Source organism: Micromonospora sp. NPDC127501, from assembly GCF_040302185.1.
In the GTDB taxonomy this organism is placed as follows: Bacteria; Actinomycetota; Actinomycetes; order Mycobacteriales; family Micromonosporaceae; genus Micromonospora.
In genome coordinates this window covers 809,246-836,160 of record NZ_JBEORJ010000001.1, presented here as the reverse complement: position 1 = coordinate 836,160, position 26,915 = coordinate 809,246, and the positions used below count along the sequence as shown (strand labels likewise).

23 protein-coding genes are annotated in these 26,915 nt (G+C 71.2%); 14 read left to right on the top strand and 9 right to left on the bottom strand.

Annotation, left to right across the window (positions count from 1 at the left end; translation table 11 throughout):
* Positions 1-25: 25 nt before the first annotated feature.
* Together argG and ABTW72_RS03720 are read left to right on the top strand one after the other, a co-directional pair.
* On the top strand, positions 26-1,477 hold the full coding sequence (gene argG, locus ABTW72_RS03725) for an argininosuccinate synthase (RefSeq protein ID WP_210787492.1): 1,452 nt from the start codon (positions 26-28) through the stop codon (positions 1,475-1,477).
* 56 nt (positions 1,478-1,533) lie between these two features.
* The gene (locus ABTW72_RS03720; protein ID WP_502892144.1) at positions 1,534-3,207 is read left to right on the top strand and encodes a PucR family transcriptional regulator; all 1,674 of its coding nucleotides are present in this window, start codon (positions 1,534-1,536) and stop codon (positions 3,205-3,207) included.
* Positions 3,208-3,637: 430 nt separating this feature from the next.
* Here ABTW72_RS03720 and ABTW72_RS03715 read toward each other — a convergent pair whose 3' ends face one another.
* Positions 3,638-4,987, bottom strand: a complete 1,350-nt coding sequence (locus ABTW72_RS03715) for a MurL-like N-terminal domain-containing (RefSeq protein ID WP_350853810.1) — start codon at positions 4,985-4,987, stop codon at positions 3,638-3,640.
* 82 nt (positions 4,988-5,069) lie between these two features.
* Here ABTW72_RS03715 and murD point away from each other — a divergent pair, with 82 nt between their 5' ends.
* Positions 5,070-6,416, top strand: coding sequence for a UDP-N-acetylmuramoyl-L-alanine--D-glutamate ligase (gene murD, locus ABTW72_RS03710; RefSeq protein WP_350853808.1), 1,347 nt, complete (start codon positions 5,070-5,072; stop codon positions 6,414-6,416).
* A 1-nt stretch (position 6,417) separates the two neighbouring features.
* Here murD and ABTW72_RS03705 read toward each other — a convergent pair whose 3' ends face one another.
* The 3 genes from ABTW72_RS03705 to ABTW72_RS03695 form a co-directional block, all read right to left on the bottom strand.
* On the bottom strand, positions 6,418-6,927 hold the full coding sequence (locus ABTW72_RS03705; protein ID WP_350853805.1) for a DUF6114 domain-containing protein: 510 nt from the start codon (positions 6,925-6,927) through the stop codon (positions 6,418-6,420).
* Between the two features lies 1 nt (position 6,928).
* Entirely contained in the window at positions 6,929-7,558 is a 630-nt protein-coding gene (locus ABTW72_RS03700; protein WP_350853802.1) for a DUF6230 family protein, read from the bottom strand.
* Positions 7,559-7,743: 185 nt separating this feature from the next.
* The gene (locus ABTW72_RS03695; protein ID WP_350853799.1) at positions 7,744-8,481 is read right to left on the bottom strand and encodes a TetR/AcrR family transcriptional regulator; all 738 of its coding nucleotides are present in this window, start codon (positions 8,479-8,481) and stop codon (positions 7,744-7,746) included.
* Between the two features lie 422 nt (positions 8,482-8,903).
* Between ABTW72_RS03695 and ABTW72_RS03690 the strand changes: the two genes are divergently transcribed.
* Positions 8,904-9,587, top strand: a complete 684-nt coding sequence (locus ABTW72_RS03690) for a Tat pathway signal sequence domain protein (protein WP_350853796.1) — start codon at positions 8,904-8,906, stop codon at positions 9,585-9,587.
* Between the two features lie 62 nt (positions 9,588-9,649).
* On the opposite strand, the gene ABTW72_RS03685 is transcribed toward ABTW72_RS03690, so the two are convergent.
* On the bottom strand, positions 9,650-10,618 hold the full coding sequence (locus ABTW72_RS03685; protein WP_350853794.1) for a hypothetical protein: 969 nt from the start codon (positions 10,616-10,618) through the stop codon (positions 9,650-9,652).
* An 86-nt stretch (positions 10,619-10,704) separates the two neighbouring features.
* On the opposite strand from ABTW72_RS03685, the gene ABTW72_RS03680 reads away from it, so the two are divergent.
* Both ABTW72_RS03680 and ABTW72_RS03675 read left to right on the top strand, forming a co-directional pair.
* On the top strand, positions 10,705-11,577 hold the full coding sequence (locus tag ABTW72_RS03680; protein ID WP_350853791.1) for a hypothetical protein: 873 nt from the start codon (positions 10,705-10,707) through the stop codon (positions 11,575-11,577).
* A gap of 31 nt (positions 11,578-11,608) precedes the next feature.
* Entirely contained in the window at positions 11,609-12,421 is an 813-nt protein-coding gene (locus ABTW72_RS03675) for a hypothetical protein (protein WP_350853788.1), read from the top strand.
* On the opposite strand, the gene ABTW72_RS03670 is transcribed toward ABTW72_RS03675, so the two are convergent.
* Complete coding sequence (locus tag ABTW72_RS03670; RefSeq protein ID WP_350853785.1) at positions 12,405-13,301, bottom strand: glutamate cyclase domain-containing protein; 897 nt, start codon at positions 13,299-13,301, stop codon at positions 12,405-12,407. The two genes, ABTW72_RS03675 and ABTW72_RS03670, sit on opposite strands and share 17 nt — an antisense overlap.
* Positions 13,302-13,541: 240 nt before the next feature.
* Here ABTW72_RS03670 and ABTW72_RS03665 point away from each other — a divergent pair, with 240 nt between their 5' ends.
* Both ABTW72_RS03665 and ABTW72_RS03660 read left to right on the top strand, forming a co-directional pair.
* Positions 13,542-14,840 (top strand): aspartate aminotransferase family protein, encoded by a 1,299-nt coding sequence (locus tag ABTW72_RS03665; RefSeq protein WP_350853782.1) that lies wholly within the window; start codon positions 13,542-13,544, stop codon positions 14,838-14,840.
* Positions 14,837-16,324 (top strand): CoA-acylating methylmalonate-semialdehyde dehydrogenase, encoded by a 1,488-nt coding sequence (locus tag ABTW72_RS03660; RefSeq protein WP_350853779.1) that lies wholly within the window; start codon positions 14,837-14,839, stop codon positions 16,322-16,324. The genes ABTW72_RS03665 and ABTW72_RS03660 overlap by 4 nt, the downstream gene beginning before the upstream one ends.
* Here the strand turns inward: ABTW72_RS03660 and ABTW72_RS03655 are convergent.
* Positions 16,296-17,750 carry an acyltransferase family protein gene (locus ABTW72_RS03655; protein WP_350853776.1) on the bottom strand — a complete coding sequence of 485 codons (1,455 nt, stop codon included), beginning with the start codon at positions 17,748-17,750 and terminating at the stop codon, positions 16,296-16,298. The genes ABTW72_RS03660 and ABTW72_RS03655 overlap by 29 nt on opposite strands.
* Before the next feature lie 191 nt (positions 17,751-17,941).
* Between ABTW72_RS03655 and ngcE (ABTW72_RS03650) the strand changes: the two genes are divergently transcribed.
* The 3 genes from ngcE (ABTW72_RS03650) (at position 17,942) to ABTW72_RS03640 (ending at position 21,227) form a co-directional block, all read left to right on the top strand.
* A complete protein-coding gene (gene ngcE, locus ABTW72_RS03650; RefSeq protein WP_350853773.1) occupies positions 17,942-19,357 on the top strand; it encodes an N-acetylglucosamine/diacetylchitobiose ABC transporter substrate-binding protein in 1,416 nt (471 codons plus the stop codon).
* Between the two features lie 65 nt (positions 19,358-19,422).
* On the top strand, positions 19,423-20,331 hold the full coding sequence (locus ABTW72_RS03645) for a carbohydrate ABC transporter permease (protein WP_091403945.1): 909 nt from the start codon (positions 19,423-19,425) through the stop codon (positions 20,329-20,331).
* Positions 20,328-21,227, top strand: coding sequence for a carbohydrate ABC transporter permease (locus ABTW72_RS03640; protein ID WP_350853770.1), 900 nt, complete (start codon positions 20,328-20,330; stop codon positions 21,225-21,227). The genes ABTW72_RS03645 and ABTW72_RS03640 overlap by 4 nt, the downstream gene beginning before the upstream one ends.
* 104 nt (positions 21,228-21,331) lie before the next feature.
* On the opposite strand, the gene ABTW72_RS03635 is transcribed toward ABTW72_RS03640, so the two are convergent.
* Together ABTW72_RS03635 and ABTW72_RS03630 are read right to left on the bottom strand one after the other, a co-directional pair.
* On the bottom strand, positions 21,332-22,084 hold the full coding sequence (locus ABTW72_RS03635) for an SDR family NAD(P)-dependent oxidoreductase (RefSeq protein ID WP_350853767.1): 753 nt from the start codon (positions 22,082-22,084) through the stop codon (positions 21,332-21,334).
* Positions 22,085-22,555: 471 nt separating this feature from the next.
* Positions 22,556-23,542, bottom strand: coding sequence for an N-acetylglucosamine kinase (locus ABTW72_RS03630; protein WP_350853764.1), 987 nt, complete (start codon positions 23,540-23,542; stop codon positions 22,556-22,558).
* Positions 23,543-23,748: 206 nt separating this feature from the next.
* Here ABTW72_RS03630 and ABTW72_RS03625 point away from each other — a divergent pair, with 206 nt between their 5' ends.
* From ABTW72_RS03625 to ngcE (ABTW72_RS03615), 3 genes are read left to right on the top strand one after another with little or no spacing between them, the layout of a single operon-like run.
* Positions 23,749-24,702, top strand: a complete 954-nt coding sequence (locus tag ABTW72_RS03625; RefSeq protein ID WP_350853762.1) for a MurR/RpiR family transcriptional regulator — start codon at positions 23,749-23,751, stop codon at positions 24,700-24,702.
* Positions 24,699-25,448 (top strand): sugar isomerase domain-containing protein, encoded by a 750-nt coding sequence (locus tag ABTW72_RS03620; RefSeq protein WP_091403970.1) that lies wholly within the window; start codon positions 24,699-24,701, stop codon positions 25,446-25,448. The genes ABTW72_RS03625 and ABTW72_RS03620 overlap by 4 nt, the downstream gene beginning before the upstream one ends.
* A gap of 26 nt (positions 25,449-25,474) precedes the next feature.
* The gene (gene ngcE, locus ABTW72_RS03615; protein WP_350853759.1) at positions 25,475-26,911 is read left to right on the top strand and encodes an N-acetylglucosamine/diacetylchitobiose ABC transporter substrate-binding protein; all 1,437 of its coding nucleotides are present in this window, start codon (positions 25,475-25,477) and stop codon (positions 26,909-26,911) included.
* Positions 26,912-26,915 lie beyond the last annotated feature (4 nt).

The following is a 26,915-nucleotide window of genomic DNA, read 5'->3' as shown; positions in this document are numbered from 1 at the left end:
TGCGTTCTATTGCATAATTTTCCCCGTGTCCAAGGTTCTCACCTCCCTGCCCACCGGCGAACGTGTCGGCATCGCCTTCTCCGGCGGCCTCGACACCTCGGTCGCGGTCGCGTGGATGCGCGACAAGGGCGCCATTCCCTGCGCCTACACCGCCGACATCGGCCAGTACGACGAGCCCGACATCGCCTCGGTGCCCGGCCGTGCGCTCAGCTACGGCGCCGAGGTCGCCCGCCTGGTCGACTGCCGCGCCGCCCTGGTCGAGGAGGGCCTGGCCGCGTTGACCTGCGGTGCCTTCCACATCCGCACCGGCGGGCGGGCGTACTTCAACACCACCCCGCTGGGCCGCGCCGTGACCGGCACCCTGCTGGTGCGGGCGATGGTCGCCGACGACGTCCAGATCTGGGGCGACGGCTCGACCTTCAAGGGCAACGACATCGAGCGGTTCTACCGGTACGGCCTGCTGGCCAACCCGATGCTGCGCATCTACAAGCCGTGGCTCGACACCGCCTTCGTCACCGAGCTGGGTGGGCGTAAGGAGATGTCCGAGTGGCTGCTCGAACGCGGCCTGCCCTACCGGGACAGCACCGAGAAGGCGTACTCGACCGACGCCAACATCTGGGGCGCCACGCACGAGGCGAAGACCCTGGAGCACCTGGACACCGGCATCGAGACGGTCAACCCGATCATGGGCGTCCGCTTCTGGGACCCGTCGGTGGAGATCCCGACCGAGGACGTCACCGTCGGCTTCGACCAGGGCCGCCCGGTCACGATCAACGGCAAGGAGTTCGGCAGCGCCGTCGACCTGGTGCTGGAGGCCAACGCCATCGGCGGCCGGCACGGCCTGGGCATGTCCGACCAGATCGAGAACCGGATCATCGAGGCCAAGAGCCGGGGCATCTATGAGGCGCCCGGGATGGCGCTGCTGCACTACGCGTACGAGCGGCTGGTCAACGCCATCCACAACGAGGACACCCTGGCGAACTACCACAACGAGGGTCGCCGCCTCGGTCGGCTGATGTACGAGGGCCGCTGGCTGGACCCGCAGGCGCTGATGCTGCGCGAGTCGTTGCAGCGGTGGGTCGGCACGGCGGTCACCGGCGAGGTGACGTTGCGGCTGCGCCGGGGCGAGGACTACTCGATCCTGGACACCACCGGTCCGTCGTTCAGCTACCACCCGGACAAGCTGTCGATGGAGCGGACCGAGGACTCGGCGTTCGGCCCGTCGGACCGGATCGGTCAGCTCACGATGCGCAACCTGGACATCGCCGACTCGCGGTCGAAGCTGGAGCAGTACGCCTCCCTCGGCCTGGTCGGCGGCGGGAACCCGCAGCGGATGATCGGGGCCGCGCAGGCCGCCTCGACCGGCTTGATCGGCGCGATGCCCGAGGGCGGCGCGGAAGCCATCGCGTCCCGGGGCGTCGCCTCGGCGGAGGACGAGGCGCTCGACCGCGCCGCGATGGAGTTCGGCGTCGACTGAGCCCTCGCGCCGGTGGCAAGTCGAGTTCCGGCGTCACGGACGGTAGCGTGTCGGCCGTGTTCCCTACCGTCCGTGAGGTCCTCGCCCTGGACCCGGTCCGCCACGGCGCGCCCCGCGTGGTCGCTGGCGACGACGGGCTGGACCGACCCGTCCGGTGGGTGCACGTCGCCGAGGTGCCGGACATCGCCACCCTGCTCGGCGGTGGCGAACTGGTGCTCACCACCGGCATCGGTCTGCCCGGGGACGACGCCGGGTTGCGCGCGTTCATCGGTGATCTCGCCGACGTCGGAGTCTCCGGGCTCGTCGTCGAGCTGGGCCGCCGGTACGTCAGCGGTGTGCCCCGGGTGATGGCCGCCGCCGCCGAGCGGCGGGGGCTGCCCCTGGTGGAGCTGCGCCGGGCCACCCCGTTCGTCCGGATCACCGAGGCCGTGCACGCGCTGATCGTCGACGCGCAGCTCACCGAGCTGCGCGCCACCGAGGAGATCCACCAGCGGTTCAACGACCTGTCCGTCGAGGGCGCCGACGCCGCCGAGGTGATCCGCCAGGCCGCCGAGCTGTCCGGTTGCCCCGTGGTGCTGGAGAACCTGTCCCGACAGGTGCTCGGGTACGACCCGGCGGGCGAGAGCGCCGAGCTGCTGCTGGACGGCTGGGAGCAGCACTCCCGGCGGATCCGCCCGGCCGGGCGGACCGCGTACGACCCGGACAGCGGCTGGCTGGTGACCACCGTTGGTGCCCGGGGGCAGGACTGGGGTCGGTTGCTGCTGCGCTGGCCGGCCAGCGGCGACGTGCCCAGCGCCCGGGCCGTCGAGCCGGCGGCGGGCTCGCCCACCCGGCTCACCATCCTGATCGAGCGGGCCGCGTCCACCCTCGCGCTGGGCCGGCTGATCCGCCGCGACGCCGAGGGTCTGGAGCGGCAGATCCACCGCACCCTGCTCACCGCGCTGCTCGACCACTCCCGCCCGGTGGACGAGGTGGGGCTGCGGGCCAAGGCGCTCGGCGTGGTGCTCGACCGACGGCACCTGGTCGGCGTGATGGTCCGGCACCGCGCCGACGACCCCGCCGGGGAGGTCGGCCCCGAGGCCGGCCAGGCCCGGCTACGCGATCTCTCCGAGGCGGTCGGCCAGGCCCTGCGGGAGGCGAAGCTGACCGCGCTGACCAGCGCCGTCGACGACAACTCGGTGGGCGCGCTGCTGGCCCTGCCGGACCCGGCCGCCGAGGACCGCGCGCTGTCCGCGTTCGCCGGCGCCCTCCGTCGGGTACGCCTCGACGCCGGCGCGGCCCGGGCGACGATCGTGGCCGCCGGGTCCGGGGTGAGCACACTGCGGGAGGCCCGCCGGTCGCTGGTCGAGGCGCGGCAGATCGCCGAGGCGGCCCGACGGGACCGGCGTGACCTGCCGATCTTCCGGCTGCCGCACGTCGGGCTGGCCGGTCTGCTGCACCTGCTGCGCGACGAGCCCCGGTTGCAGACGTTCGTGGAGCGTGAACTCGGGGCGCTGCTGGAGTACGACGCCCGGCATCCCCGGGAACGGCTGCTCGACACCCTGCGCGCCTACCTGGAGCAGGGACGCAACAAGTCCGCCGGTGCCGCCGCCGCCCACCTGTCCCGGCCGGCCTTCTACGAACGCCTGGCCCGCATCGCCCGCATCCTCGACGTGGACCTGGATTCGGTGGAGGCCAGCCTGTCGTTACACGTAGCCCTACTGGCCCTGGAAGCGGTCCGAGCGCCCTGACGCGGCTCCGGGTTGCGGATCGGACGGCGGACGGCTCGGCGTAGGGGGTGAGCATCTGGGTCGGGCACGCTTTGGAGCTGATGTCGTAAACGAATCATCCCCTGGCCCTACTCGGCCTGGTCCTGGGGCTGCCCCGCCTTGGGTCCGGCCCGCCTTGGGTCCGGCCCGGTCATGGTCCGGCCCGCCTTGGGTCCGGCCCGGTCATGGTCCGGCCCCGTCATGGGCCCGCTCGGTCGTGGGCCGTCCCGACGTGCCGGGCTTGGCGTGTCCCGGCCGCGGCTCGGCCTGCCTCGCTCGATTCGTTTACGACATCAGCTCCAAAGGGGCAGCGCCACACACACTCCACCGGCTAGCCGCCGCGATCTTCGGCCCCGAGGAGGGGCTCGCAACGCCGGCGCGGGGGCCGGAGCGGGCCCGAACCTCTAGCGCTTCACATGAGGTGGTTCAGGGCTTTTGCGTAACTTGGGGGGATGTGGTTGGGGCCGCCGGGGGTGAAGACGTCCGAGGTGGCCACCGCGGACCAGGCCGTCTCCGGGACGGCGTCGACCAGGGCCTGGATCACCGGGGCGTCGCGCCACTGGTCCTGTTCGGCGAGCAGGCCGAGCGCCACCACCGACTCCTCGACCTCGCCCACGCACTCGAACGGCTTGTGCCCGTCCACGCCCAGCAACTCGCGGTAGCCGGGGATCTGCGACTCGTCGGCCAGCAGGTCGCCGCCGAAGATGTGGGTGACGCGCTCCCGCGGCATGAACGGCGCCATGGCCAGGAAGACGAAGCGGCACTTCGGGCAGTCTCGGCACCAGCGCTCGCTCGCGTCGCGCAGCTTGAACGCCTGGTTGCAGCTGGTCACCACGTCGTCGTACCGGGTGAACTCGGCGAACAGTCGGGCGATGTGCAGCTCGGACAGCGAACGCAGCAGGGAGAAGTACGGGTCGGTCAGGCCGGCGTGCTCGGCCAGTGACGCCCGCAGCAGCCCCTCCGCCTCGACGCCCTTGGACCACTGGTGGTTGATCTCGTGGCCGTTCCAGACCAGGTTCGGGTCGGACGCCGAACGCTCGTTGGACATCACCACCGGGCCCAGCCCGTGCAGGACGGCGGTGGCCACCGCGATCAGGGAGTTGATGGCGGTGACGGGGATGTGCCCGTTCAACGCGCCGGCCGCGTTCAGGTCGAACAGCACCGGGTCGATGCGCCGCCGGGCGGCCAGCGGGACCAGCCCGGACGCCTCGTTGACGGCGACGATCACGTGGTTCGGGTTGACCGAGAACGGCACCGGGTCCAGCTCGGCGCGGCGCAGCGCCTCCAGGCTGACGATCGAGTCCTTACCGCCGCCGACCGCCGAGAGCGGGCGACGGTCCGAGTCGTCGTACACCCGGGGTGCCACCGGTGTGCCGGCCGGCACCTCCGGGCGCAACTCGAGCACGTGCGGCAGTTGGTTGCGGTACGCGTACTCCGCGAGGCCCCTGGTGTAGACGGCCGTGACGTAGTCGACGGTGGCCGCGCCCAGCGGCGCCGGCAGCACGAGTCGGGGCGGCGCGGCGGCCTTGTAGTAGCTGACCCCGGCGACGAGGTGCAGCACCTCCAGCACCCGGTTGAGGGTCGCCACCGTCTCGTCGGAGGGCGGCTCCGCCGGCAGCGGAAGCGTGATCACCTCGGTGAACCGCTGCTCACCGGCCGGACCGGTCAGGGCGTAGTCGAACAACACCTCGCCGGTGGCGAAGTCGATCGAGTAGGACGGGAAGGTGAAGGCGTCCATCCGCCGGAGCTGCTCGTTGGGCACACGCCATACTAGGCCCTGGTTCGTCCGGCCGTGTCCGGACCGGGCCCGCCCTGCCGCCGCCGTGACCCACGAGGAGAGCCCCGTGCGCCTTTCTGACCTGCGCGGACGTACCGTCGCCGTCTGGGGCACCGGTCGGGAGGGCCGGGCCGCTGTGACCGCCATCGCCGCGCACGGCCCGGCCGAGCTGGTCGCCGTGGACGACAGCGCGAACTTCCTATCGCTGCCCTGGGACGGCCCGCTGGCCGAGGCGGCGCCGCTGGTCACCGGCGAGGCGGGCTTCGAACGGCTGGCTGCCGCGGACGTGGTGGTCCGCTCCCCGGGCGTGCCGCAGACCCACCCGTGGCTGATCGAGCTGCGCCGGCGCGGGATCCTGGTGACCCAGGGCACCGCGTTGTGGATGGCCGACCACGCCGCGCGCACCGTCGGGGTCACCGGCAGCAAGGGCAAGAGCACCACCTCCAGCCTGATCAGTCACCTGCTCACCGCGATGGGGCGGCCGAACGTCTTCGGCGGCAACATCGGGGTGCCGACCCTGGACCTGCCGGAGGCGGAGCTGTACGTGTTGGAGCTGTCCAGCTACCAGTGCAGCGACCTCACCGACTCGCCCCGGGTGGCGGTGGTCACCGCGCTCTTCCCCGAGCACCTGGACGCGCACGGTGGGGAACGGGAGTACTACCGGGACAAGCTCAACCTGCTGGCCCACGACCCGCAGACGATCGTGGTCAACGGCGGCGACCCCCGCCTCGCCGCGGAGCTGGGTGAGCTGCCGGCGGTCCGCGCCGGTCGCCCCGACACCACCCACGTCGGCACCGGCGCCGACGGCACGCCCTGGTTCCACTTCGGTGACCAGCCGCTCTTCCCGCGTGCGGTGCTGCCGCTGGTCGGGCGGCACAACGAGGGCAACCTCTGTGTCGCGCTCGCGGTCCTCGACGCGCTCGGCGTGGACGTGGTGGCCGGTAGGGACCACCTCGCCGTCGCGGTCGCCGAGTTCCAGGGGCTGGCCCACCGGCTCACCGAGATCACCGACCCGTCCGGGCTGACGTTCGTCGACGACACCCTGGCCACCAGCCCGTACGCGGCCATGCACGCCATCGACGCGTACGACGGGCGGCCGTTGACGGTGATCGTCGGGGGCAACGACAGAGGTCTGGACTACACGCCGTTGGCCGAGCACCTGGCGGAGCGGGAGCTGACCGTGATCGGGATTCCGGACAGCGGCACCCGCATCGTCGAGGTGCTCGCCGGTCTGCCGAAGGTGCGTACCGAGCTGGTCGACGACCTGGTGGACGCGGTCCGGTTGTCCCGCGAGCTGACCCCGGCCGGCGGGGTGGTGCTGCTCTCCCCGGCGGCGCCGAGCTACGGGCGGTTCCGCAACTTCGAGCACCGCTCCGAGGTGTTCGCGCAGGCCGTCGCCGACACCGCCCGCTGACTCAGCCCCGGTCGACCGGGCTGGGGTCCGGTGACTGCATCCCGGGCAGCAGCACTGTGTCGGCGGCGTCCTCGTCCTCGTGCGACGCGGTTGAGGCGGGTTCCGTCGCGGCGCCGGTGGGACGGTGATCCTTGTCCGGGGTCCAGGCGAAAGCGAGTGCCCCGCCGGTCAGGGCCAGCAGCATCCCGACCACGAAGCCGCCCAGGTTCGAGGTCAACCAGGAAACCAGCCCGAGCACCAGCGAGACCAGGGCATAGAAGACCCGCTGCTGCGGGGTGGTGATCAGCAGTACGCCGCAGATCACGAGGATGGTGGGCACCAGGTACGCGGCGAGCCCCTGCGGTCCGATGTGCAGCAGCACCCCGAGCGGCGCTCGTAGGGTCGCCAGCATCTCGGCGCCCCCGAGGGCGATCAGCACAGCGGCGGTGAACGGGCGGGCCCGCCGCCAGCGGCGCCACCGCCCGCGGGTTTCGCGGACGGCCGGCGCCGTTTGGTGTTGTTCGGTGCTCATGTCAGCACCCGTCGGAGGTGAACGCCATGCGCAGGTTGGGCAGGTTGAAGACAGCAGCGGTGGTGGCGTAGTTGTTCTGCCGCAGGTTCTCGATGACGATCGAGTCCGCCTGCTGGGAGAAGACGCCGGGGTTACCCTTCACGCCGGGCACCTTGTCCAGGGTGCTGGCGTCCTGCCCGATGTCGATGTTCCGGAAAGCGGCGTTACCGGCGATCTCGTCGCCGTCGACCACCAGGGTCCGGGCGGTGACCGGTTTGTCGCCGTTGCCGGCGGTGATCTTGAGGAAGACGCCGCCAAGGTTGATGCTCTGGCAGAGGTTGGTCAGCTCCGCCTTGTCGATCGCCGAGACCATCACCAGGACCTGCCCGCCGGTGTCGCCCTGGTTGGGGCTGTCCGGGATCATCTGGTCGAGGGTGGCGAACTGCTCGAACCCGGTGCCGGTGAGCTTGTCGGCGGTGACGGTGAACGGCATGCCCGAGATGGCGAACTGCGCGCCCAGCACGCCCTGGGCGGTGAGCACGATCATGCCGGCGGCGCCCGCCACGACGATGCCGAACGTGGCGGCGAACCGACGCCAACGCGTGCCACTGCGCGGCGGGCCGGGTGCGACGGGTGTGGTTTCCTCCGACATGGCGGCTCCCCTTAAGATCAATTCATCGACGACAATGGGAATTGCATCCCTGACCCGCGTTCTGTGGGCGCAGAGCCGAAGTTACCGCCGAGTAAAGGAGAGGTCAACGGCACGTGGCGGCCATTTGGGCGGTATTTGTTAAATGCGGCCAAGGTGAGAAACCGCTGCGGTTTCCGACCGTGTGATCAGGAGGGGTGGGTCGGTGCGCATGGCGCGGTCGTACCCGGGCCGTCGTCCGGCCGTATCGGCCGGGTCGCCTGAATCGCGGCCTCGGTGCCCAGGAACGGCGCCATGGCCGCGTAGGTGAGCACCGGCAGCAGTTGCGGCAACTCCGCTGCCCGACCCCGCGCCACGCGGCCGCGGACGGTGGCGTAGATGCCGCCAACCACTGTGGACACCAGCTCGTCGCGGCCCACGTCGGCGAGCGTCGGCCCCGGGCCGGCGTCGGCGAAGAACCGGCGGAAGCTGCTGAGCAGCGCGTCGCGCTCGCGGCGGGCGTCGGGGCCGGCCGCGTCCACCTCGACGAGCGCCATCCGGGCGAACGCCGGCACGCTCGCCAGCACCTCCAGCAAGGTGCGCAGCGCGGCGCGTGCCGCGTCCGGCCAGGTTGGGCCGGCCTCGCGGTAGGCGCTCTCCATCAGCTGTGACAGCACGGCGATCCCGTGCCGGTACGCGGCGAGAAAGGCGTCCTCCTTGCCGGTGAACAGGGCGTAGAAGGCCGGCCGGGTCACGCCGGCGGCGTGGCAGATGTCGCTGACTCGGGCGTTGTCGTAGCCCTTCGTCGCCACCTCGTGCACGAGCCCGTCGAAGAGGCGGTCACGCTGGGTTGCGGCCACGACCTCTGCGGAGACCCGTCGGGGGCCGCGCTTGATCGCGCGGTCCGGGTCGCGGCCCGGGCGTGCACCCGGCAAGGGCGCCGGCACCGGCTGAGGGTGGCTCTGCGTGGTCAACTCATTGACCTCCGTTGATTCGTTGACTTTGCGACCCTCCGGGGTTTATAACTTTCCTCACGCTCAGTTCGCTCCCCGTCACCTTTGGTGATCTCCCCGGGTGGTCACCCTGACTCGTCGAAGGAGGGGTCGATGGCTGTCATTATCGCCGAACACGAACGCTCTCCCAATGCCGGAGAGGCGCAGGTGACGCGGCTACGCCGCAGTGCACCACGCCCACCCGCCCGCTGATCCGCGGCACCTCCGCCACCCGCGCCCGACCCGACGGTCGCCCGGCGCCTCCACCACCACCGCCGTCCACGTCGGACGGCCACAATCCCCGCCCGGCGTGCCCGCCCGGCGGTGACCGCCTGCGCGGTCTGCTCGTTCCCGTCCCGCCACCGGAAGGAAGCACCATGCTCAGGTACGGAAAAATCGGCGGGGGTCTCGTCGCCCTCGCGCTGCTGACCGGTCTCGTAGCCGCCCCGCCAGCCTCCGCCGACCCGTCAGCCGCGCTCGCCGGCAACGTCCTGACCTACCCCACGGCCGGCGGCACCGCCGTCGCCGTCAACGACGTCATCCAGGCCAGCCTCAAGACCGGCACCAACGCCACCTTCTACAACTCCACCTCGGGCACCACCGGCATCAAGTGCGCGGCGTCCAGCTTCAGCGCCAAGGTGCTCACCAACCCGACCGCCCCGGGCACCGCCACCGAGAGCCTCACCGCCCAGAGCTTCGGCACCTGCACCACCAACGTGTTCGGCACCACCGGGGTGCAGAGCATCGCCCTCAACAACCTGCCGTACGCCACCTCCGTCACCAGCGCCGGCGTGGTCAAGATCTCCGGCACCACGGCGGCTCCGGTCCAGAGCACCGTCGTGCTGAACTCGCTGCTCGGCGCGATCACCTGCGTCTACCGGACCAGCACCAACAGCCTCACCGGCACGGCGGCCAACGCCACCAACTCGATCACCTTCACCAACCAGCCGTTCACCAAGTTCTCCGGCCCGTCCCTCTGCTTCGGCACCGCTTACTTCTCGGCGACGTACTCGCCGGTGCGCGACAGCAGCAAGGGCAACGCCGCCGTCTACGTGAACTGACCATGCTTCACCGGGCCGGTGCGCGGGCGATCCCCGTGCGCCGGCCCTCGACCACGCGCGGGTCAGCCGGCGACCAGTGCCGCGTGCAGGGCCCGCATCGACCGGACGGCCGAGCGGATCTCCTGTAGGTAGCGGCCGGGGCTGAGGGTCTGCTCCGGCAGCCGTGCCAGGTCGGCCAGTGTGGGGTCCACCCCGACCGTGTCGATGACGCACCCGTACGGCAGGGCCAGCGTGCGCAGCGCGTCGCAGTGCTGGAACGGCACGTAGATCGGCGCGGTGACCATCAGGACCCTGTCGCCCGGCGCGAGCCGGACGTGGGCTGCCCAGAACCGCTGGGTGTCGGCGGTGTGGGCCCGCCGCTGGTCGGGTTCGCTGGACGGCGCGGCCAGCACCCGGATCGGCGGCAGCCCGTCCGGTCGGTAGGTCCGCGACGACCAGGAGTGGTGCGGGTGACCGGCGTCGACACCGTCCTGCTCGGCCGGGGCGGCCACCTCGAACACCCGGCGGACGGCAGTGTCCAGCACGTCCACCTCGGTCTCGTCGGCCGGCAGGCCCGCATCGGCGAGCGTGCGGCGTTCCCAGTCCGACAGCGGCCGGAAGCTGCCCAGGACGGCGACCTCGCCGCTCACCGGCAGGCCGGCGCGGAGCAGGTGCGCGGCGTAGGCGACGCGGCGTACGCAGGCGTGCGCCAGGCCGCCGAGCACCACCAGGTGGGCGTACGCCGACCGGGCCGGTGGTACCGGGTGGATCAGCCCCAGCGCGGCGGCCGCGTCGAGCACCAGTGTCGCGGTGGCCGGGTCGAGGTCGGGCTCCCGGGCGTCGGGCCGTTCCCGCCCGCCCCGGAAGTCCCAGTGGTGGGCGGAGAAGTCGTCGAGGAAGCGGAGCACGTCGGTGAGGTCGCCGTCGGGCCAGGTGCCGCCGAAGTGCGTGACCAGGCCCTGGAGCGGGGTGGAGCAGACCCAGGCCTGGATCTCCGCCGTGATCCGCTCGTCGTCAGTACCGGTCGACGGCGCCGCGTCCGCTCTGTGCACAGCCGGATGCTACCGGCCCGCTGCGGTGGGGCCACTGGTTGTGGTTGCTGTCTACGCTGGCGGGAGCGGCTGATTGGGGGATCTCGATGACCCGTGACGTGGCCCGTCAGCGGTTACGGCAGAGCGGCGGCTCCGCCGCCGGCTTCGTCCGGCTGGTGGCGCACACCGACCCGGTGGCGTTGGTCGGCATCACGCTGTCGGTCACCCTCAGCATCGTGCTCGACCTCAGCAACGCCGCCTCCGGGGTGGAGTCGCTGTTGGCCGGCCTGATGGGCATCACCATCTCGCTGTTGGTCGACTCACTGGCCCGCGCGGAGCGCCGCTTCCACCTGCGCACCCTGTTGGACGGCCCGCCCTGGCTGGTCCGCACCACCACGGAGCTGGCCGGGGCCATCCGGGAGGCCGCCGAGCAGCACGCGGGCACCCGGGTCGCGGTGGAGGCGCAGCGGCGCTACGAGCAGTTCCGGTTGGAGGCCGAGCAGCTCGCCGACGGTCGGATCATCCGGCGCGGTGACGAGGACGAGGATCTGGTCGGCGCGACCCGCACCTGCGTACGTCGGCTGGACGGGTTGACCAACGTGATGCCCCGGGTGAGCGGGGAGCTGAGCTGGTGGCGTAGTGAGATCGGCCGGCGCTACTGGGAGGCCAACGTGGAGGCCCTGCAACGGGGTGTCCAGATCACCCGGGTCTTCGTCTACGCCACGCTGACCGACGATCTGGCCGCCCTGGTGGAAAAGCAGCGCGCGGCCGGGGCGCGGGTGGGTCTGCTGCCTCTCGGGGTGGTGAGTCCGCACCTGCACGTGAATTTGACACTCTGGGACGGGTCGAGCTGTTGGGAGGCCCACATGACCGCGCACGGCGAAATCGGCGAGAATCAGTTCTCGGTCAACCGGACGGACGTCGCTCGGCTCACCCGCGTGTTCGACCTCTGCGCGAACGCCGCGACCTTCCAGGACTGACGGCCCCCACCGGGGCGGGAACGGGTGAGCCATGACGTGGAGCGCGGTCCTGCTGGTGACGGCAGTGGTCTGGGCGGTCAGCGTGATCCGCTCCGTCCGGCTCCGCGCGCTGGTCTACAGCCTGCCGCTGCCGATGACGCTCGCCCTGGTCACCACCGAGTACCGGGTGGACGGCGCGCAGGTGCTCGGCGTGCTCGGGCTCAACCTCTTCTTCGTCACCGTGGCGGTCACCCACCAGCGGTGGCGCTGGCCGATCCTGCTCGCCGACGTCGCGGGGATCGCCGTCTACGTGGCGCTGAGCGCCGGCCTGTTGGCCGTCGACATTCCGTTCGAGGTGGCCCTCGCCGGCACGCTCGTGCTCTGGCTGGCGGCCATCCTGTGGCTGCGGCGTCGCGCCCGTCCACGTGGCGCTTCCGCCGAGGAGGCGGTCGCCGTCGCGGCGACCCGCCCGGACGGGCTGCCGGTGCTGCTCAAGCTGGTGGTGATCTTCGTCGGGGCGGTCCTCACCGCGCTGCTCGGCGCCGTGCTGCGCGGCATGGTGGTGACCTTCCCGTACTCGGGTGTGCTGGTCGCCGTCGAGGCCCGCCGGCAGTTGGCCGAGTTCAGTCGGCACTTCGCCCGCAACAGCCTCGCGCTGGTCGGCTTCCTCACCGCGTACCACTACCTTCAGGACGTCTCGTCGGCTGCGGCGCTGGGCGCCGGCTGGGCGGCCTTCGCGGTGGTCGCCGCCGCCCTGCACCTGCCGTTGCGCCCCCGCCAGGTCGCGCACGCGCGAGCGGCGAGGCGCCCGCCGAGGGCCTTGCGGCCGGCGACCGAACGACCCACACCTACCGGTCTGCCCTGACCAACTCGGCGATCCGGGTGAGCGGTTCGGCGTACGCGGGCCAGTCGAGGCCGTCGACGCTGAGCGTGGGGCGGCGGCGTACGCCGTCCACCGCGCCCGCGCGCACGATCGCGGTCAGCAGGTCGTACGACCAGGCGGGCTCCAGCAGTGTCCGAAGCGCGGGCACCTCCGGGTGGAGCAGCGACAGCGCGCCGACGAGGGCGGCGGCGGCCCAGTTGGACGTGCCGCCGACGAGCAGCGCGTCCGCGCCCACCACGCACCGGATCCGTTCGCCCGAGGCGACCACCCGTCCGATCAGGTCTGCCGGTAGGCGGCCCATGCCGAGTTCGTTACCACCGTCGCCGATGCCGATCCGGTGCGCCGACCCGGAGGTGTAGAGCCGCTCCAGGGGTGCCGTGTGCGCGCCGATGTCCTCGCCGCGCATGTTGCGGGGCCGACCGTCCACCCCGGGCCCGACCCGTTCGCAGGCGATGAGGTGGGTCAGCCGGTCGTACTCGGGGCGGAGGGCGGCGGCCCAGTCCTCGTAGCCCTGCAGCGGCGCGACGTCGACCGGCAGGCCGGGCGCGGCGGCGGCGACGGCCGCCTCGACCACCGGGGCGCAGGGCTCGTCGGTGACGAGCCGGCACCGGCCACCGAGCAGGCGCAGCGCGGCGGCGATCTGGACCGCGCCGAGCGGGCCGTCGGTCTCCGCAGCGGGTGGCTCGGCGCCGGGGATGAAGAAGCCGGTGAACACCGCGGCGTCCGGCGCCCCGGCGGCGGCGAGCGACCGGGCGGCGGCCAGCAGCCCACCCGCCGCGGGTTCGGCCAGCGCCTCGCTGCCCCGGCCCACCTCGCGCGCCGCGACGCGCTCCAGCTCGGCGATCGTCTCTTCGATGCGCACCGTGTGCCTCCCCGGCGACAGTGGACCGACCCAGGGTAGCGATCGGTGGCCAGGCTGCGGATCGAGTGGGCTTTTGCCGCGAGTACTGCGGAAACCGTGCGTCATAGCCAGTCGTTGCCGTGGAAACCGTTGACGTGCTGTCAGGTCGGGACTTCCATGCGCTACAGGCTGACAGTTGTTCGCGTCGGCCGGCGGGTGGGAGCGTGCGGTATCCACGAACGCCGCTGAAGGGTTGCCACGATGACCGACGACCTGCTGGCCCGGCACCGGGCCGTGCTCCCGTCCTGGATGCCGTTGTACTACGCCGAGCCGATCGAGCTGGTCTCCGGCTCGGGCCGCCGGGTCACCGACGCGCAGGGTCGCAGCTACCTGGACTTCTTCGGCGGGGTGCTGACCAACATGATCGGTTACGACATCCCGGAGATCCGGGAGGCCGTCGAGCGGCAGCTCGCCACCGGCGTCGTGCACACCTCGACGCTCTACCTGATCCGTCAACAGGTGGAGCTGGCCGAGAAGATCGCCCAGCGCTCCGGCATCCCGGACGCCCGGGTGTTCTTCACCAACTCCGGCACAGAGGCGAACGAGGCGGCGTTGCTGGTCGCCACCAACCACCGCCGTTCGCACCAGATCCTGGCCGTGCGCAACAGTTACCACGGCCGGTCGTACGCGGCGATGGGCGTCACCGGCAACCGCAACTGGTCGGCCAGCGGCCTCAACCCGCTCCAGGTGGCCTGGCTGCACTCCGGTGACCGGGTGCGTGGCCTGCTGGCCCGGCTCAGCGCCGACGAGCAGGTCGACGCGGCGGTGGAGGACCTGCGCGAGGTGTTGGCCACCCAGACCGCCGGTGACGTGGCAGCGCTCATCGCCGAGCCGATCCAGGGTGTGGGCGGTTTCGTGCACCCGCCGGACGGGCTCTTCGCCGGTTGGAAGAAGGTCCTCGACGAGCACGGCATCCTGTTCATCGCCGACGAGGTGCAGACCGGTTGGGGGCGTACCGGGGAGCACTTCTGGGGTTACCAGGCGCACGGCGTCACCCCGGACCTGCTCACCTTCGCCAAGGGCATCGGCAACGGGTTCGCCCTGGCCGGGGTGGTCGGCCGGGCCGAGGTGCTGGAGTCGGTGCCGGCCATCAGCTTCTCCACCTTCGGCGGCAACCCGATCTCCACGGCGGCCGGCAACGCGGTGCTCGACTACCTGATCGCGCACGACCTCCAGGCGAACGCGGCCCGCGTCGGCGCGATCCTCGCCGACGGCCTGCGGGCCGCCGTGGGTGGGCTCGACTGCGTCGCCGAGGTACGCGGAAAGGGGCTGATGCTCGGCGTCGAGTTCGTCCGGCCGGGCGGCAGTGAGCCGGATCCGGCGCTGACCAACCGGGTCTTCGAAGCCGCCCGCGACGGTGGCCTGCTGACCGGCAAGGGCGGCCTGCACGGCAACGTGCTGCGGATGGGTCCACCGTTGACGCTGACCGAGGAGGAGGCCCGTGAGGGCCTGGCGATCCTCGTCGACGCGATCCGTTCGGCTGCGGGGGTGGCGGCGTGAGCATCGGTCACTTCATCGACGGCAAGCGGGTCGGCGGCACGTCGGAGCGGCGCGGCGACGTGTTCGACCCGGCGACCGGTCGGCGTACCGCAGAGGTCGAGCTGGCCTCGACCGCGGACGTCGACGTGGCGGTGCAGGCCGCCGCCCGCGCGGCGCGGGCCTGGCGGGATGCGTCGCTGGCCCGGCGGTCCGCGGTGCTGTTCGCCTTCCGGGAGTTGGTGCACGCCCGGCGGGACCGGCTCGCCGAGGTGATCACCGCCGAGCACGGCAAGGTGCTCGCCGACGCCGCCGGCGAGGTGCAGCGCGGCCTGGAGGTCATCGAGTACGCGTGCGGGCTGCCGTCGGCGCTGCGCGGCGCGTTCAGCGAGAACGTGTCCACCGAGGTCGACTCGTACACCATCCGGCAGCCGCTCGGGGTGGTCGCGGTGATCTCCCCGTTCAACTTCCCGGTGATGGTGCCGTTGTGGTTCGTGCCGGTGGCGGTGGCCTGCGGCAACGCGGTGGTGCTCAAGCCGAGCGAGAAGGACCCGAGCGCGGCGCTGCTGCTGGCCGAGTGGTTCGCCGAGGCGGGCCTGCCCGACGGGGTGCTCAACGTGGTCAACGGCGACTCCGAGGCGGTCGACGCGTTGCTGGAGCACCCGGAGGTGCGGGCGGTGTCGTTCGTCGGCTCCACGCCGATCGCCCGGTACGTCTACCAACGCGCGACGGCCGCCGGTAAGCGGGTGCAGGCGCTGGGTGGTGCGAAGAACCACATGGTGGTGCTCCCGGACGCCGATCTGGACTTGGCCGCCGACGCGGCGGTCAACGCCGGGTTCGGCTCGGCGGGGGAGCGGTGCATGGCCATCTCGGTGCTGGTGGCGGTGGAGCCGGCGGCGGACGCGCTGGTCGAGCGGATCGCCGCGCGGGTGACCGGTCTGCGCACCGGCGACGGCCGGCGGGGCTGCGACATGGGCCCGTTGGTCACCGCCGCGCACGCGGCGAAGGTGCGCTCCTACGTGGACGCCGGTGTGGCCGCCGGCGCGGTGGCGGTGGTGGACGGGCGGGACGTGACGCCGGACGGCGACCCGGATGGTTTCTGGCTCGGCCCGACGCTGTTCGACCGGGTGACCCCGGACATGTCGATCTACACCGACGAGATCTTCGGACCGGTGCTGAGCGTGGTCCGGGCCGGCTCGTACGACGAGGCGGTGGACCTGGTCAACGCCAGCCCGTACGGCAACGGCACGGCGATCTTCACCAACGACGGCGGGGCGGCCCGGCGCTACCAGCACGAGGTGGAGGTGGGCATGGTCGGGATCAACGTGCCGATCCCGGTGCCGATGGCGTACCACTCGTTCGGCGGCTGGAAGTCGTCGCTCTTCGGCGACCTGCACGCGCACGGCGAGGACGGCGTGCGCTTCTTCACCCGGGGCAAGGTCGTCACCAGCCGCTGGTTGGATCCGCGCCACGGCGGGGTCAACCTCGGGTTCCCCACCCAGACCTGAGCAGTCGCAGCACGCCCGCCCCGGCCAGGTACGCCACCAGCGCCCGGACGGGCGTGCCGAGCGGCTCCGGGGCCTGCTGCGGTGTGGTGCTGTTGACCAGCAGCGCGGCCACCACGGCGGCGTAGCCGGCCACCGCCAACGCCGACCGGGCCGGGGTGCCCCGAGAAGTCGGCCGCCCGGTGCGGTGCCGGCCGCTGCGCGCCTCCACCGGCCCGAAGATGGCGACCAGCACCGCCAGAACGGCGCCGAGCAGCAGCAACCAGGGCACCCGCCAGGCCCACCAGGCGGCCGTGTCGACCGCCGGGGTGGGCAGCGTCCCGACCGCGTCGAGCAACCCGATCAGCAGGATCGCGGCGGTCAGGTGCCAGAGGAAGACGGTCAGCACCACCAGGTTGACCCCGATCACCGCCTGCCACGGCCCGCTGCGGCGCAGCAGTCGCTCGGCCGGGCCGCGCAGCAGCAGGATCAGGCCGAGCTGACCGGCGGCGACGGCCAGCAACGCGAGGCTGGGTGGCGCGGCGTTGTCGAGCCGCTCGTCGGGCACCTTGAGCATGGCCACCGGCCAGGGGCCGAGGACGGTGAGCAGCAGCACCGCGCCCAGCCCGCCCGCCAGGAAGACCAGACCGGCCCGGCGTGAGGTGGGCAGCCGCCGTCGGCGTACCCCCGGACGGTCGGGAGTCGACGGCCCGGCAGCGTCGGTCTCGGCAGGTGGCGGCGCGGTTGTGCCGGCCTTTGCTGCTGATGGCACGCCTGGGCCGGCAGGTGGTGGTGTGGCGCGGGCGTCGTGCCAGGCGAAGCCGAGCTGGTGGACGGCGAGCCAACCGAACAGGTAGTTGCCGTAGCTCAGCTCCTCCGGCCCGCTCAGCCGGCCGAGGTCGCCGAGGCCGACCAGGGCGACGAGCACCAGCGGTACGACCAGGCCGAGGCGGCGGTGCAGCGCGTACATCGCTGGGGTGAGCACGACCGCCGCCAGGTAGGCGACCAGGAACCAGAGCGGAATGGTGGCGAACCAGAACACCTGGCGGATCCGGGTCGGGTCGATGTCGCGCAGCCAGGCGACCGCCGCGGCTGCGGTGAGCACCAGCAGCAGCGTGCTGGTGGGGCGGACCAGGCGGGCACTGCGGTCGATCAGCCAGCCGGCCGCGTCGCCGCCGCGGGCCCGCAGCCGGGTCAGCGAGGCGGCGTTGGCGTACCCCCCGACCAGGAAGAAGACCGGCATCACCTGGGCCAGCCAGGTCAGCGGGTAGGCCCAGCGCAGGTCGCCGAGCGCGGAGTGCCCGGTGGCCTGCCCGGCGGCGTCGCGGCCGATCACCGTGACGCTCCAGTGTCCGAGAACGACCATGGTGATGGCGAGCGCGCGGAGCAGGTCGACGTACCGCTCCCGCCCAGCCGGGGTGCGCTCGGCCAGCTGACGCAGACGGCGCATCGCCCAAGGCTAGGCGACGCGGCGGCGGCTGGTGGTGATAACGGTTCGACAGTCAGGACTTGAAGTCCGAGCCCGGCTGTCGTAGAAATTCTTCAGCAACAGAGCATGAATTGAAGAGAACTACCGCCCCTCGCGCGGCGGATGCCTTCCCCCAGACCGGCGATCCGCCCGACCCGACCCGAGGAGAACCCATGAACAGGCGTGACATCCTGCGGCGCAGCGCCGCCGCCGGCCTCCTGGCCACCCCCGCCGCCGGCCTGCTGTCCGGCTGCGCCACCAGCGGTGGCGGTGACAAGAAGGATGCCGAGACCTACCAGGGCACCAAGAGCGCGCAGAACCCGCTCGGCGTGAAGGAGGACGCCCCACTCGAGGTGGTGATCTTCGGCGGCGGGTTCGGTGAGGAGTACGCCAAGGCCCACGAGGCCATGTACACCGAGAAGTACCCGAAGGCGAAGATCAAGCACTCCTCCACCCAGGAGATCAGCAAGACCCTCCAGCCGCGCTTCGTCGACGGCACCCCGCCGGACGTGGTCAACAACTCCGGCTCCAGCCAGATCGACTTCAACGGCCTGGTCAGCCAGAACGCCCTCGCCGGCCTCGACGACCTGCTGGCCGCCCCGAGCCTCGACATCCCGGGCAAGACGGTCAAGGACACCCTGCTCCCCGGCGCCGTCGAGGTCGGCTCCTACGACGGCAAGTTCCTGGTGCTCAACTACACCTACACCGCCTACGGCATCTGGCACTCCGCCAAGCTCTTCGCCGACCGCGGCTGGTCGTACGCGAAGACCTGGGACGAGCACATCGCGCTCTGCAAGCAGATCAAGGCCGCCGGCATCGCCCCCTGGACGTACGCCGGCCTGCACCCGCGCTACATGAGCTGGCCGCTGATCTCCACGGCCATCAAGTTCGGCGGCCCGTCCGTGGCGACCGCCATCGACAACCTGGAGCCGAACGCCTGGAAGTCCGACTCGATGCGCGCCGCCGCCGACGCCTGGCACCAGATCGTCAAGGACAAGTACATCCTGGACGGCTCGCCCGGCCTCGACCACAAGCAGTCGCAGACCGCCTGGTGTCAGGGCAAGGCCGCCTTCATCTCCTGCGGCTCCTGGCTGGAGAGCGAGCAGAAGGACGTCACTCCGGCCGGGTTCAACATGACCATCGCGCCGACGCCGAGCCTAGGCAGCGGCGACAAACTGCCGTTCGAGGCGATCCGGGGCACCGCCGGTGAACCGTTCATGGTGCCCGCCAAGGCCCGCAACGTCGCCGGTGGCCTGGAGTACTTCCGGACCATGCTCTCCAAGAAGGGCGCCCAGGACTTCACCAAGAAGGTCGCCAGCCTCACCGTGGTCGCCGGCGCCACCGAGGGCGTCGAGCTGCCGTACGGGCTGAGCACCGTGGTCAAGGCCCTCGATGCGTCCGGCGCCAACGGCTTCAACTGGGTGTACAACAACTTCTACCGCAAGTTGGAGCGCAACCTCGTCGACGCCGCGTGCGGCGAGTTCTTCAGCGGCCGGATCGGCCCCGCCGAGTTCCTCGAACAGTGCCAGAAGGGCGCCGACTCGATCGCCCAGGACAGCTCGATCAAGAAGTACAAGCGAGCGGCCTGACCCGCCCGGCCGGTGGGGGAGAGGTCCGCCCCCACCGGCCGTACCCCAACGGAGAGGTCCCTCTCGTGAAACATGGCAAGTGGCCGCTGATCGTCACGTTCCTGGTGCCACCGGTGCTGCTGTACGTGTTCTTCGTCGTCTCGCCGTACCTCCAGGCGTTCCAGATCTCCACCACCGACTGGCTCGGCTACTCGGCCGACGCCAACCCGGTCGGCCTGGCCAACTTCAAGACCCTCTGGCACGACGACTACGTGTGGAACGCGCTGAAGAACAACGCGATCCTGCTGGGTCTGGTGCCGGTGCTCACCATCGTGCTCGGGCTCTTCTTCGCCACCATGCTCGCCATGGGCGGGCGCAAGGGCAGTGCCGGCGTCACCGGCGTACGCGGTGGCGCGCTCTACCGCACCGTCTACTTCTTCCCGCAGGTGCTCTCCGTGGTGATCATCGCGTTGCTGTGGAAGGAGGTGTACCACCCCAACAAAGGGCTGCTCACCACCGCTCTGCACGGCCTCGGCCTACCGGCACCGACCTGGCTCGGCGACCCGGCGACCGCCTTCTGGTGCGTGCTCGCGGTGATGGTGTGGAGCAACGTCGGCTTCTACGTGGTGCTGTTCGGCGCGGCGATGTCGGCCGTACCGAAGGAGATCTACGAGGCCGTCCTGCTCGACGGCGCGTCCCGGTTCACCACCCTGCGCCGGGTCACCCTGCCGCTGCTCTGGGACACCGTCCAGGTCGCCTGGGTCTATCTGGCCATCTTCGCCCTGGACGGGTTCATCCTCGTGCAGCTGATGACCAACGGCGGGCCGAACTTCTCCACCGACGTGATCGGCGTACGCATGTACGACACCGCCTTCGGCAGCGAGACCAAGTTCGGCTACGCCTCGGCGATCGGCGTGGTGATGTTCTTCCTGACCCTCTCGGTGGCGGTGCTGTCGCTGCGGGTCGGCCGGCGCGAACGGATCGAGTACTCGTGACCACTCTGGATCAGCCCACCGCGACCGCCCCGACCGTGGTCACCAGCGGGGACCGCCCGGTACGCCGGGAACTCGGCGTGGCCAACGCCCTCTCGCACGGCTTCCTGCTGCTCTGGGGCCTGCTCACCGTACTGCCACTGCTGTGGATGTTCATCAGCTCGTTCAAGACCAACGGTGAGATCCTCGCCGACCCGTGGGGGCTCCCCGGTGCGCTGAACCTGGACAACTGGGCGCGGGCCTGGACCGAGGCGCACATCGGCAGGTACTTCCTCAACAGCCTGGTGGTGGTGACCGGCTCGGTCAGCCTCACCATGCTGATGGGCGCCACCGCCGCGTACGTCTTCGCCCGCTACGAGTTCCGGGGCCGCCAGGTCGTCTACTACCTGTTCGTCGGCGGCCTGATGTTCCCGGTGTTCCTCGCCCTGGTGCCACTCTTCTTCGTGGTCCGCAACGCCGGTCTCTTCAACACCTGGCTCGGACTGATCCTCGTGTACGCGGCCTACTCACTGCCGTTCACGGTGTTCTTCCTGACCGCGTTCTTCCGGACCCTGCCGACCTCGGTGGCGGAGGCCGCACTGGTCGACGGCTGCGGTCACTTCCGGCTCTTCTTCCGGGTGATGCTGCCCATGGCACGTCCGGGACTGATCAGCGTGGCGATCTTCAACTTCCTCAGCCACTGGAACCAGTTCCTGTTGCCGCAGGTGCTGTTGCAGGGCGACGAGTCCAAGTGGATGCTGGCGCAGGGGCTGTTCGCGCTCTCGGTCAGCCAGGGCTACGCCGGCGACTACGCGCGGCTGTTCGCCGGGCTGAGCATCGCGGTGCTCCCGGTGCTCGCCATCTACGTGGCCTTCCAGCGCCAGGTGCAGTCGGGCCTCACCGCGGGGCAGCTCAAGTAGGACCCGCGCCGCCTCCTCGCGAAGTCCTCCAGGCAGCACAGGTCTGACCGATCCTGATCACCGGTGAAGCCGGCTCGGCGCCGACGCGCCGAGCCGGCCCGTCCTCAGATCGCGAGGGCCCCGCCGTCCACGGGGAGGAGGACACCGTGGATGTGTGACGCGTCCTCGCTGGCGAGGAAGATCACTGCCGCGGCGGTGTCCTGCACATTGCCCGTACGCCTGTCCGGGTTGCTCTCGGCGAGCTTCTCCAGGAGAGGGCGGAGGTCTTCGTTTCCCTGCGTGATGGTGGGTCCTGGGGCGACGGTGTTCACCCGCACACCGTCAGCGGCCAGCTCCGCGGCCCACGACCTCGTCAGCGAGTGCAGGCCCGCCTTGCTGGCGCCGTACAGCGAGGTGAACTTGATTCCGTCCACGCCGCCGATCGAGCCTATGTTGATCACAGAGCCGCCGCCATGCTCCACCATGCCGCGCACCAGGGCCGCCGTCAGAAGGTACGGAGCCTTGATGTTGACCTCCAGCACCTTGTCGATCTGTTCCTCGGTCGACTCGGTCATGGGGTGAGGCGGCACGAGAAAGGCCGCGTTGTTGACCAGGATGTCGATCGGCCGACCCGCCAGGGCCGTCGCCTCCTGTGCAAGGCGGCGGATCTCGGAGCCGCCCGCAGAAAGGTCCGACTCGACGAAGTGCGCGATGCCGCCCTCCGCGACTATTCCGTCGACGACCTGAGCACCCTGCTCCGCGCCAAGTCCGGTCACGACGACGATGGCGCCCTCCCGGGCCATCGCCTCCGCCACACCGCGCCCAATTCCGCTCGTCGAGCCTGTGACCAGTGCAGCGCGCCCTTTGAGCCGATTCATGTCAGTGCCTCCGGTTCCTACTGTGATGTCCTGACGCGGAACGGCTGAACCTCTCGTCGAACCCGTCGTTGCTTGCTTGAACAAGCAAATATACGCGGTGATTCCCTGGCAGGTAGCGGGCTCCGGCGGCAATGCCGCCACTCGAGGCGGGTGCCGAGACCGCATCCCCCTGTATGGCCCGTCCCGGCGGGGCTACGGCTTCGACAGCGCCGTCACCTGCTCCGGGCCGGGGCAGCCCGTGCGGCCCACCGTGATCGTGCTCGTCTCGGGCGCCCGCGCACCGGTGATCGCGCTAAATCCTGGAAAGAGTCCCCTCGTCGGGGCCGGAGGGCACTACATCCTGGATCGGGTGCGATCACGCGCGGCGCGGCGGCGCGGCGGCGCGGTGCGCGGCGCGTGGTGCGTGGTGCGTGGTGCGGGGCGCATGGTGCGGGGCGAGGGCTGGGCGGCGCGCGCCCAGCGCCGACGGCCTCAGGGGGTGGGGAAGAGGTGGGCGTGCAGGGCGGCTGGGTCGGTCACCTCGGGTAGACCACGGGCGGCGAGCCAGGCTGCGGCGGCGGCCCCGTCTCCGGCGGTACGCAGTGGCGCGTCCGGCCAGTGCCGCGCGATCTCGGCCTGGACGGCGGCGGCGAGCGGGGTGTCCGCGGTGAGCAGGCCGCCGCCGAGCACGATCGGTGTCGCCGCCCCGGCGGGGCGGATGCGGCTCACGCTCTCGGTGAGGTGCCCGGCGGCGTCGGTGATCAGTTCGGTGGCGACCGGGTCGCCGTGGGTGGCGGCGTCGACGACGAGCGGCGCGAGCCGGGCCAGTTCGATGGGGGGTCGACGGGTCACCGTCTGGATGGTGGCGTCGACGGTGTCCCGGGGGCGGGCGGCGATGTCGGCGCTGCCCAGGATCTCGGTGAGCACGGTCGTGGTCAGCGCGCCGAGCCCGCGGCCTGCGTCGAGGTCGGCGAGCAGTCGGCGAACGGCTTCCCGACCGAGCCAGAAGCCCGAGCCGGCGTCGCCGAGGAGCCAGCCGTGCCCGTCGGCGATCCGGTCGAGCCGCAGCTCGTGGACCTGGGCGGTGATGGCCCCGGTGCCGGCGATGAGGATGGTCCCGTCCGGGGCGGCGGTGCCGGAGGCGTACGCGACAAGGGCGTCGCCGTGCACCTCGTACGGGCAGCGCAGACCGGCGTCGTGCCAGGCCTGGTCGAAGGCGGCCCGCCCGGCCGGGTCGGCGAGCAGCCGGCCGGCTCCGGCGAGCCCGATGGTGCCGGCGGCCGCCCGCGTCGGGTCGACGTCGGCGAGCGCCTCGCGGAGGGCGGTCAGCAGTTCGGCGGCGGCGCGCTCGGCGCCGTGGCTGGTGGGGTTGCCACCGCCGGCGCGGCCGGTGCCGACGCGTTGCCCGGTGAGGGTGAGGACGGTCGCCCGGGTGGACGTACCGCCGACATCGAGACCCACCACGACGGTGTCGGACATCGGCATGGCTCTCCTTGCGAGAAACGGTGATCCGGCTTGTTCATGCTGGTCGGCGGGGTCGTGCGGGGCAAGTTCAGGAGGGCGCGAGGGGCTGCGCGCCAGGTAACAGTTTGAAAACTTCGCCCACGGTCTTGACATAGAGGGGCGTCTAGTAAGAACTTTTACCACTAACGGTTAACAGTCTTTTCGGAAAGTTGAGGCGACTCATGGTTGATCACGAGGTGGACACCGCCGCTGGGACCGCGGTGGTCGACGCCGACGTGATCGACCGCAGAAGCTCGCCCTCCGACGGGGTGCTGGCCCGGGTGCGCAACGGGCTCGGCGAGTTGACCGGAGCCCTGCACCGGGTCGCCGAGCACGTGCTCAGCGACCCGGAGGCCGCCGCCCGCTCGACAATCGTCGAGCTGGCCGAGCGCAGCGGCACCTCACCGGCGACCATCACCCGGTTCTGCCGGGCGATGGGCTTCGAGGGGTACGCCGACCTGCGACTGGGCATCGCATCCGAGACCGGTCGGGCGCGCTCGGCCGGTTGGACCGTCGACATCGGACGGGAGATCCAGCCGAGCGACCCGCTCGCCCGGGTGCTCGACCAGATCATGGCCGCCGACACCCGAGCCATGCACGACACCGCCACCCTGCTCGACCTCGGCGAGGTGGAGCGGGCCGCGGTGGCGATCGCCGGCGCCAGCCGGGTCAACATCTTCGGTGCCAGTGGCAGCGCTCTGGTCGGCGAGGAGATGCAGTTCAGTCTGCATCGCATCGGGGTGGCCGCGTGGGCGTGGAACGACGTGCACGAGGGGCTGGCCAGCGCCGCGTTGCTGCGCCCGGGAGACGTGGCGCTCGGCATCTCGCACACTGGGCAGACCCGGGAGACGATCGAGATGCTCGCCGAGGCGGGCAGCCGGGGCGCCACCACGCTCGCGCTCACCGGCTTCCCCCGTTCCCCGCTGGCCGAACTGGCCGACATCGTGCTGCTCACGGCCAGCCAGGCGACCACCTTCCGGCCGGACGCGCTCTCCGCCCGACACCCCCAACTGGTGGTGCTCGACCTGCTCTACATCGCCGTCGCCCAACGCACGCACGACCGCGCGCACGCGGCCTTCCGGCGGACCGCGCAGGCCGTCGACGGGCACAAGGCAGCAAAAGGGGTCCCTTCGTGATCAGCGCCCAGGGGTACGCGGACGCCGTCCGCCCGGTGCTCGACCGGCTGCTCGACTCGGAGGCCGACGGGATCACCCGGGCCGCCGACCTGATCGCCGACAGCCTGCGCGACGGCGGCGTGCTCCAGGCGTTCGGCGCCGGGCACTCGGAGGCGTTCGCCGCCGAGTTGGTCGCCCGGGCCGGCGGGCTGGTCCCCACCAACCGGCTCTCGGTACGGGATCTGGTGATGCACGGTGACGCCCCGCGTGACGTGCTCGCCGACCCCAAGTTGGAACGTGATCCCTCCATCGCCCACCAGATCTACGCGCTCGCGGCGCCCCAGCCGCGCGACGTGTTCGTGGTGGCGTCCCAATCCGGCATCAACGGCTCGGTGGTCGAGCTGGCGGCGCTGGTCACCGAGCGCGGTCACCCGTTGATCGCGGTCACCTCGGTCGAGCACACCGCGCGGGTCGCCCCACGGCACCCGTCCGGGCACCGGCTCGCCGACCTCGCCGACGTCGTGCTGGACAACGGCGCGCCGTACGGCGATGCACTGCTGCCGCTCGAGGGCGGCGGCGCGGTCTGTGCGGTCTCCTCGGTCACCACGGCGCTGCTGGCGCAGTTGCTGACCGCGGAGGTCGTACGACGGTTCCACCAGGCCGGAGAGGTACCCCCTATCTACCTCTCCGCCAACGTCCCCGGCGGGGACGAGCACAACCTCGCCCTCGAGTCGCGGTACGCCGGACGTCTCCGGCGTACCGCATGACCCGAATTCCACAAGGAGACACGACGATGTCGATTACCCCCGAACACCCGGCCGCACTCGACCGTCGCACGGTGCTGCGTCGCGCCGCCGCCGTGGGCGTGCTCGCCACTCCGGCCATCGGCCTGCTCGGCGCCTGCGCCACCAGCGGCAGCGACGGCGACAACGAGCAGGTCGCCGGCGGCACCAAGAGCGAGAAGAACCCGCTGGGTGTCAAGGAGGACGCCGCGATCGAGGTGGTCATCTTCAACGGTGGCTACGGCGAGAAGTACGCCACCGACGTGCACGAGCCGCTGTACAAGAAGGCGTTCCCCAAGGCGGAGGTCAAGCACCAGGCCACCCAGGCCGTCTCCACCGTGCTCCAGCCGCGGTTCGCCTCCGGCAACCCGCCGGAGTTCGTGAACAACTCGGGCGAGAAGCTGATGGACTTCGGCGCGCTCGTGGCCGACGGTCAGCTCCAGGACCTCACCGAGCTGTGGGACGCGCCGTCGGTCGACGACCCGACCAAGAAGGTCCGCGACACCGTGGTGCCGGGCACCATCGAGGCGGGCTCGTTCAACGGCAAGCCGTTCGTTCTGTACTACGTCTCCACGGTCTTCGGCATCTGGTACTCGGGGAAGCTGTTCAAGGACAACGGCTGGGCGCCGGCGAAGAACTGGGACGAGTTCATCAGCCTGCTCACGGCCATCAAGGCCAAGGGCATCACCCCGTACGGCTACGCCGGTGCGAACGCGGCCTACTACCAGTGGAACGTGATCCTCACCCACGCCGCCAAGATCGGCGGCACGGACGTGCTGAAGAACATCGACAACCTGGAGGACGGCGCCTGGCAGCAGGACGCCGTGAAGCAGGCGGCCACCGCATGGGCCGAGGTTGGGGCGAAGTTCAGCGACAAGAGCTTCGAGGGCCTCAAGCACACCGACGTGCAGCTGCGGCAGAACCAGTACAAGGTGGCCCTGTACCCCAGCGGTGACTGGCTGGAGGGCGAGCAGAAGAAGGACACCCCGGCCGGCTTCGACTACCAGCTCATGCCGGTGCCGAGCATGTCCGCCTCGGACAAGCTGCCGGCCACCGCGCTGCGGGCCACCGCCGGTGAGGGCTACTTCGTCTCGGCGAAGAGCAAGAACCCCAAGGGCGGGCTGGAGTACATGCGTCAGATGCTCTCGGCGGCGGGCGCGAAGGGCTTCACCGAGGTGGTCAAGGCCCCGACCGTGGTCACCGCCGGCTCGGAGGGCTTCGCCTTCCCGCCCGGTGTGGCCAGCTCGCAGGCCGCGCTCAAGGCGGCCGGTCAGGACGTGTTCAACCTGTACTTCGACGGTTGGTACAAGGAGCTCGACACGGAGGCGCGTACCGCCACCAACGAGCTGATGTTCGGCCGGATCAACGCGGACGCGTTCGTGGAGCGGATCCAGAAGCGCGCCGACGCCATCAAGAAGGACAGCTCCGTCACCAAGTTCAAGCGCTGATCGA

What these genes read in the sequence shown, in the direction of transcription:
- ABTW72_RS03705 (WP_350853805.1), bottom strand. Translation starts at nt 6,927, where the DNA reads ATGAGCACCGAACAACACCAAACGGCGCCGGCCGTCCGCGAAACCCGC.
- ABTW72_RS03700 (WP_350853802.1), bottom strand. Translation starts at nt 7,558, where the DNA reads ATGTCGGAGGAAACCACACCCGTCGCACCCGGCCCGCCGCGCAGTGGC.
- ABTW72_RS03690 (WP_350853796.1), top strand. Translation starts at nt 8,904, where the DNA reads ATGCTCAGGTACGGAAAAATCGGCGGGGGTCTCGTCGCCCTCGCGCTG.
- ABTW72_RS03680 (WP_350853791.1), top strand. Translation starts at nt 10,705, where the DNA reads ATGACCCGTGACGTGGCCCGTCAGCGGTTACGGCAGAGCGGCGGCTCC.
- ABTW72_RS03675 (WP_350853788.1), top strand. Translation starts at nt 11,609, where the DNA reads ATGACGTGGAGCGCGGTCCTGCTGGTGACGGCAGTGGTCTGGGCGGTC.
- ABTW72_RS03665 (WP_350853782.1), top strand. Translation starts at nt 13,542, where the DNA reads ATGACCGACGACCTGCTGGCCCGGCACCGGGCCGTGCTCCCGTCCTGG.
- ABTW72_RS03655 (WP_350853776.1), bottom strand. Translation starts at nt 17,750, where the DNA reads ATGCGCCGTCTGCGTCAGCTGGCCGAGCGCACCCCGGCTGGGCGGGAG.
- ngcE (WP_350853773.1), top strand. Translation starts at nt 17,942, where the DNA reads ATGAACAGGCGTGACATCCTGCGGCGCAGCGCCGCCGCCGGCCTCCTG.
- ABTW72_RS03635 (WP_350853767.1), bottom strand. Translation starts at nt 22,084, where the DNA reads ATGAATCGGCTCAAAGGGCGCGCTGCACTGGTCACAGGCTCGACGAGC.
- ABTW72_RS03630 (WP_350853764.1), bottom strand. Translation starts at nt 23,542, where the DNA reads ATGTCCGACACCGTCGTGGTGGGTCTCGATGTCGGCGGTACGTCCACC.
- ABTW72_RS03625 (WP_350853762.1), top strand. Translation starts at nt 23,749, where the DNA reads ATGGTTGATCACGAGGTGGACACCGCCGCTGGGACCGCGGTGGTCGAC.
- ngcE (WP_350853759.1), top strand. Translation starts at nt 25,475, where the DNA reads ATGTCGATTACCCCCGAACACCCGGCCGCACTCGACCGTCGCACGGTG.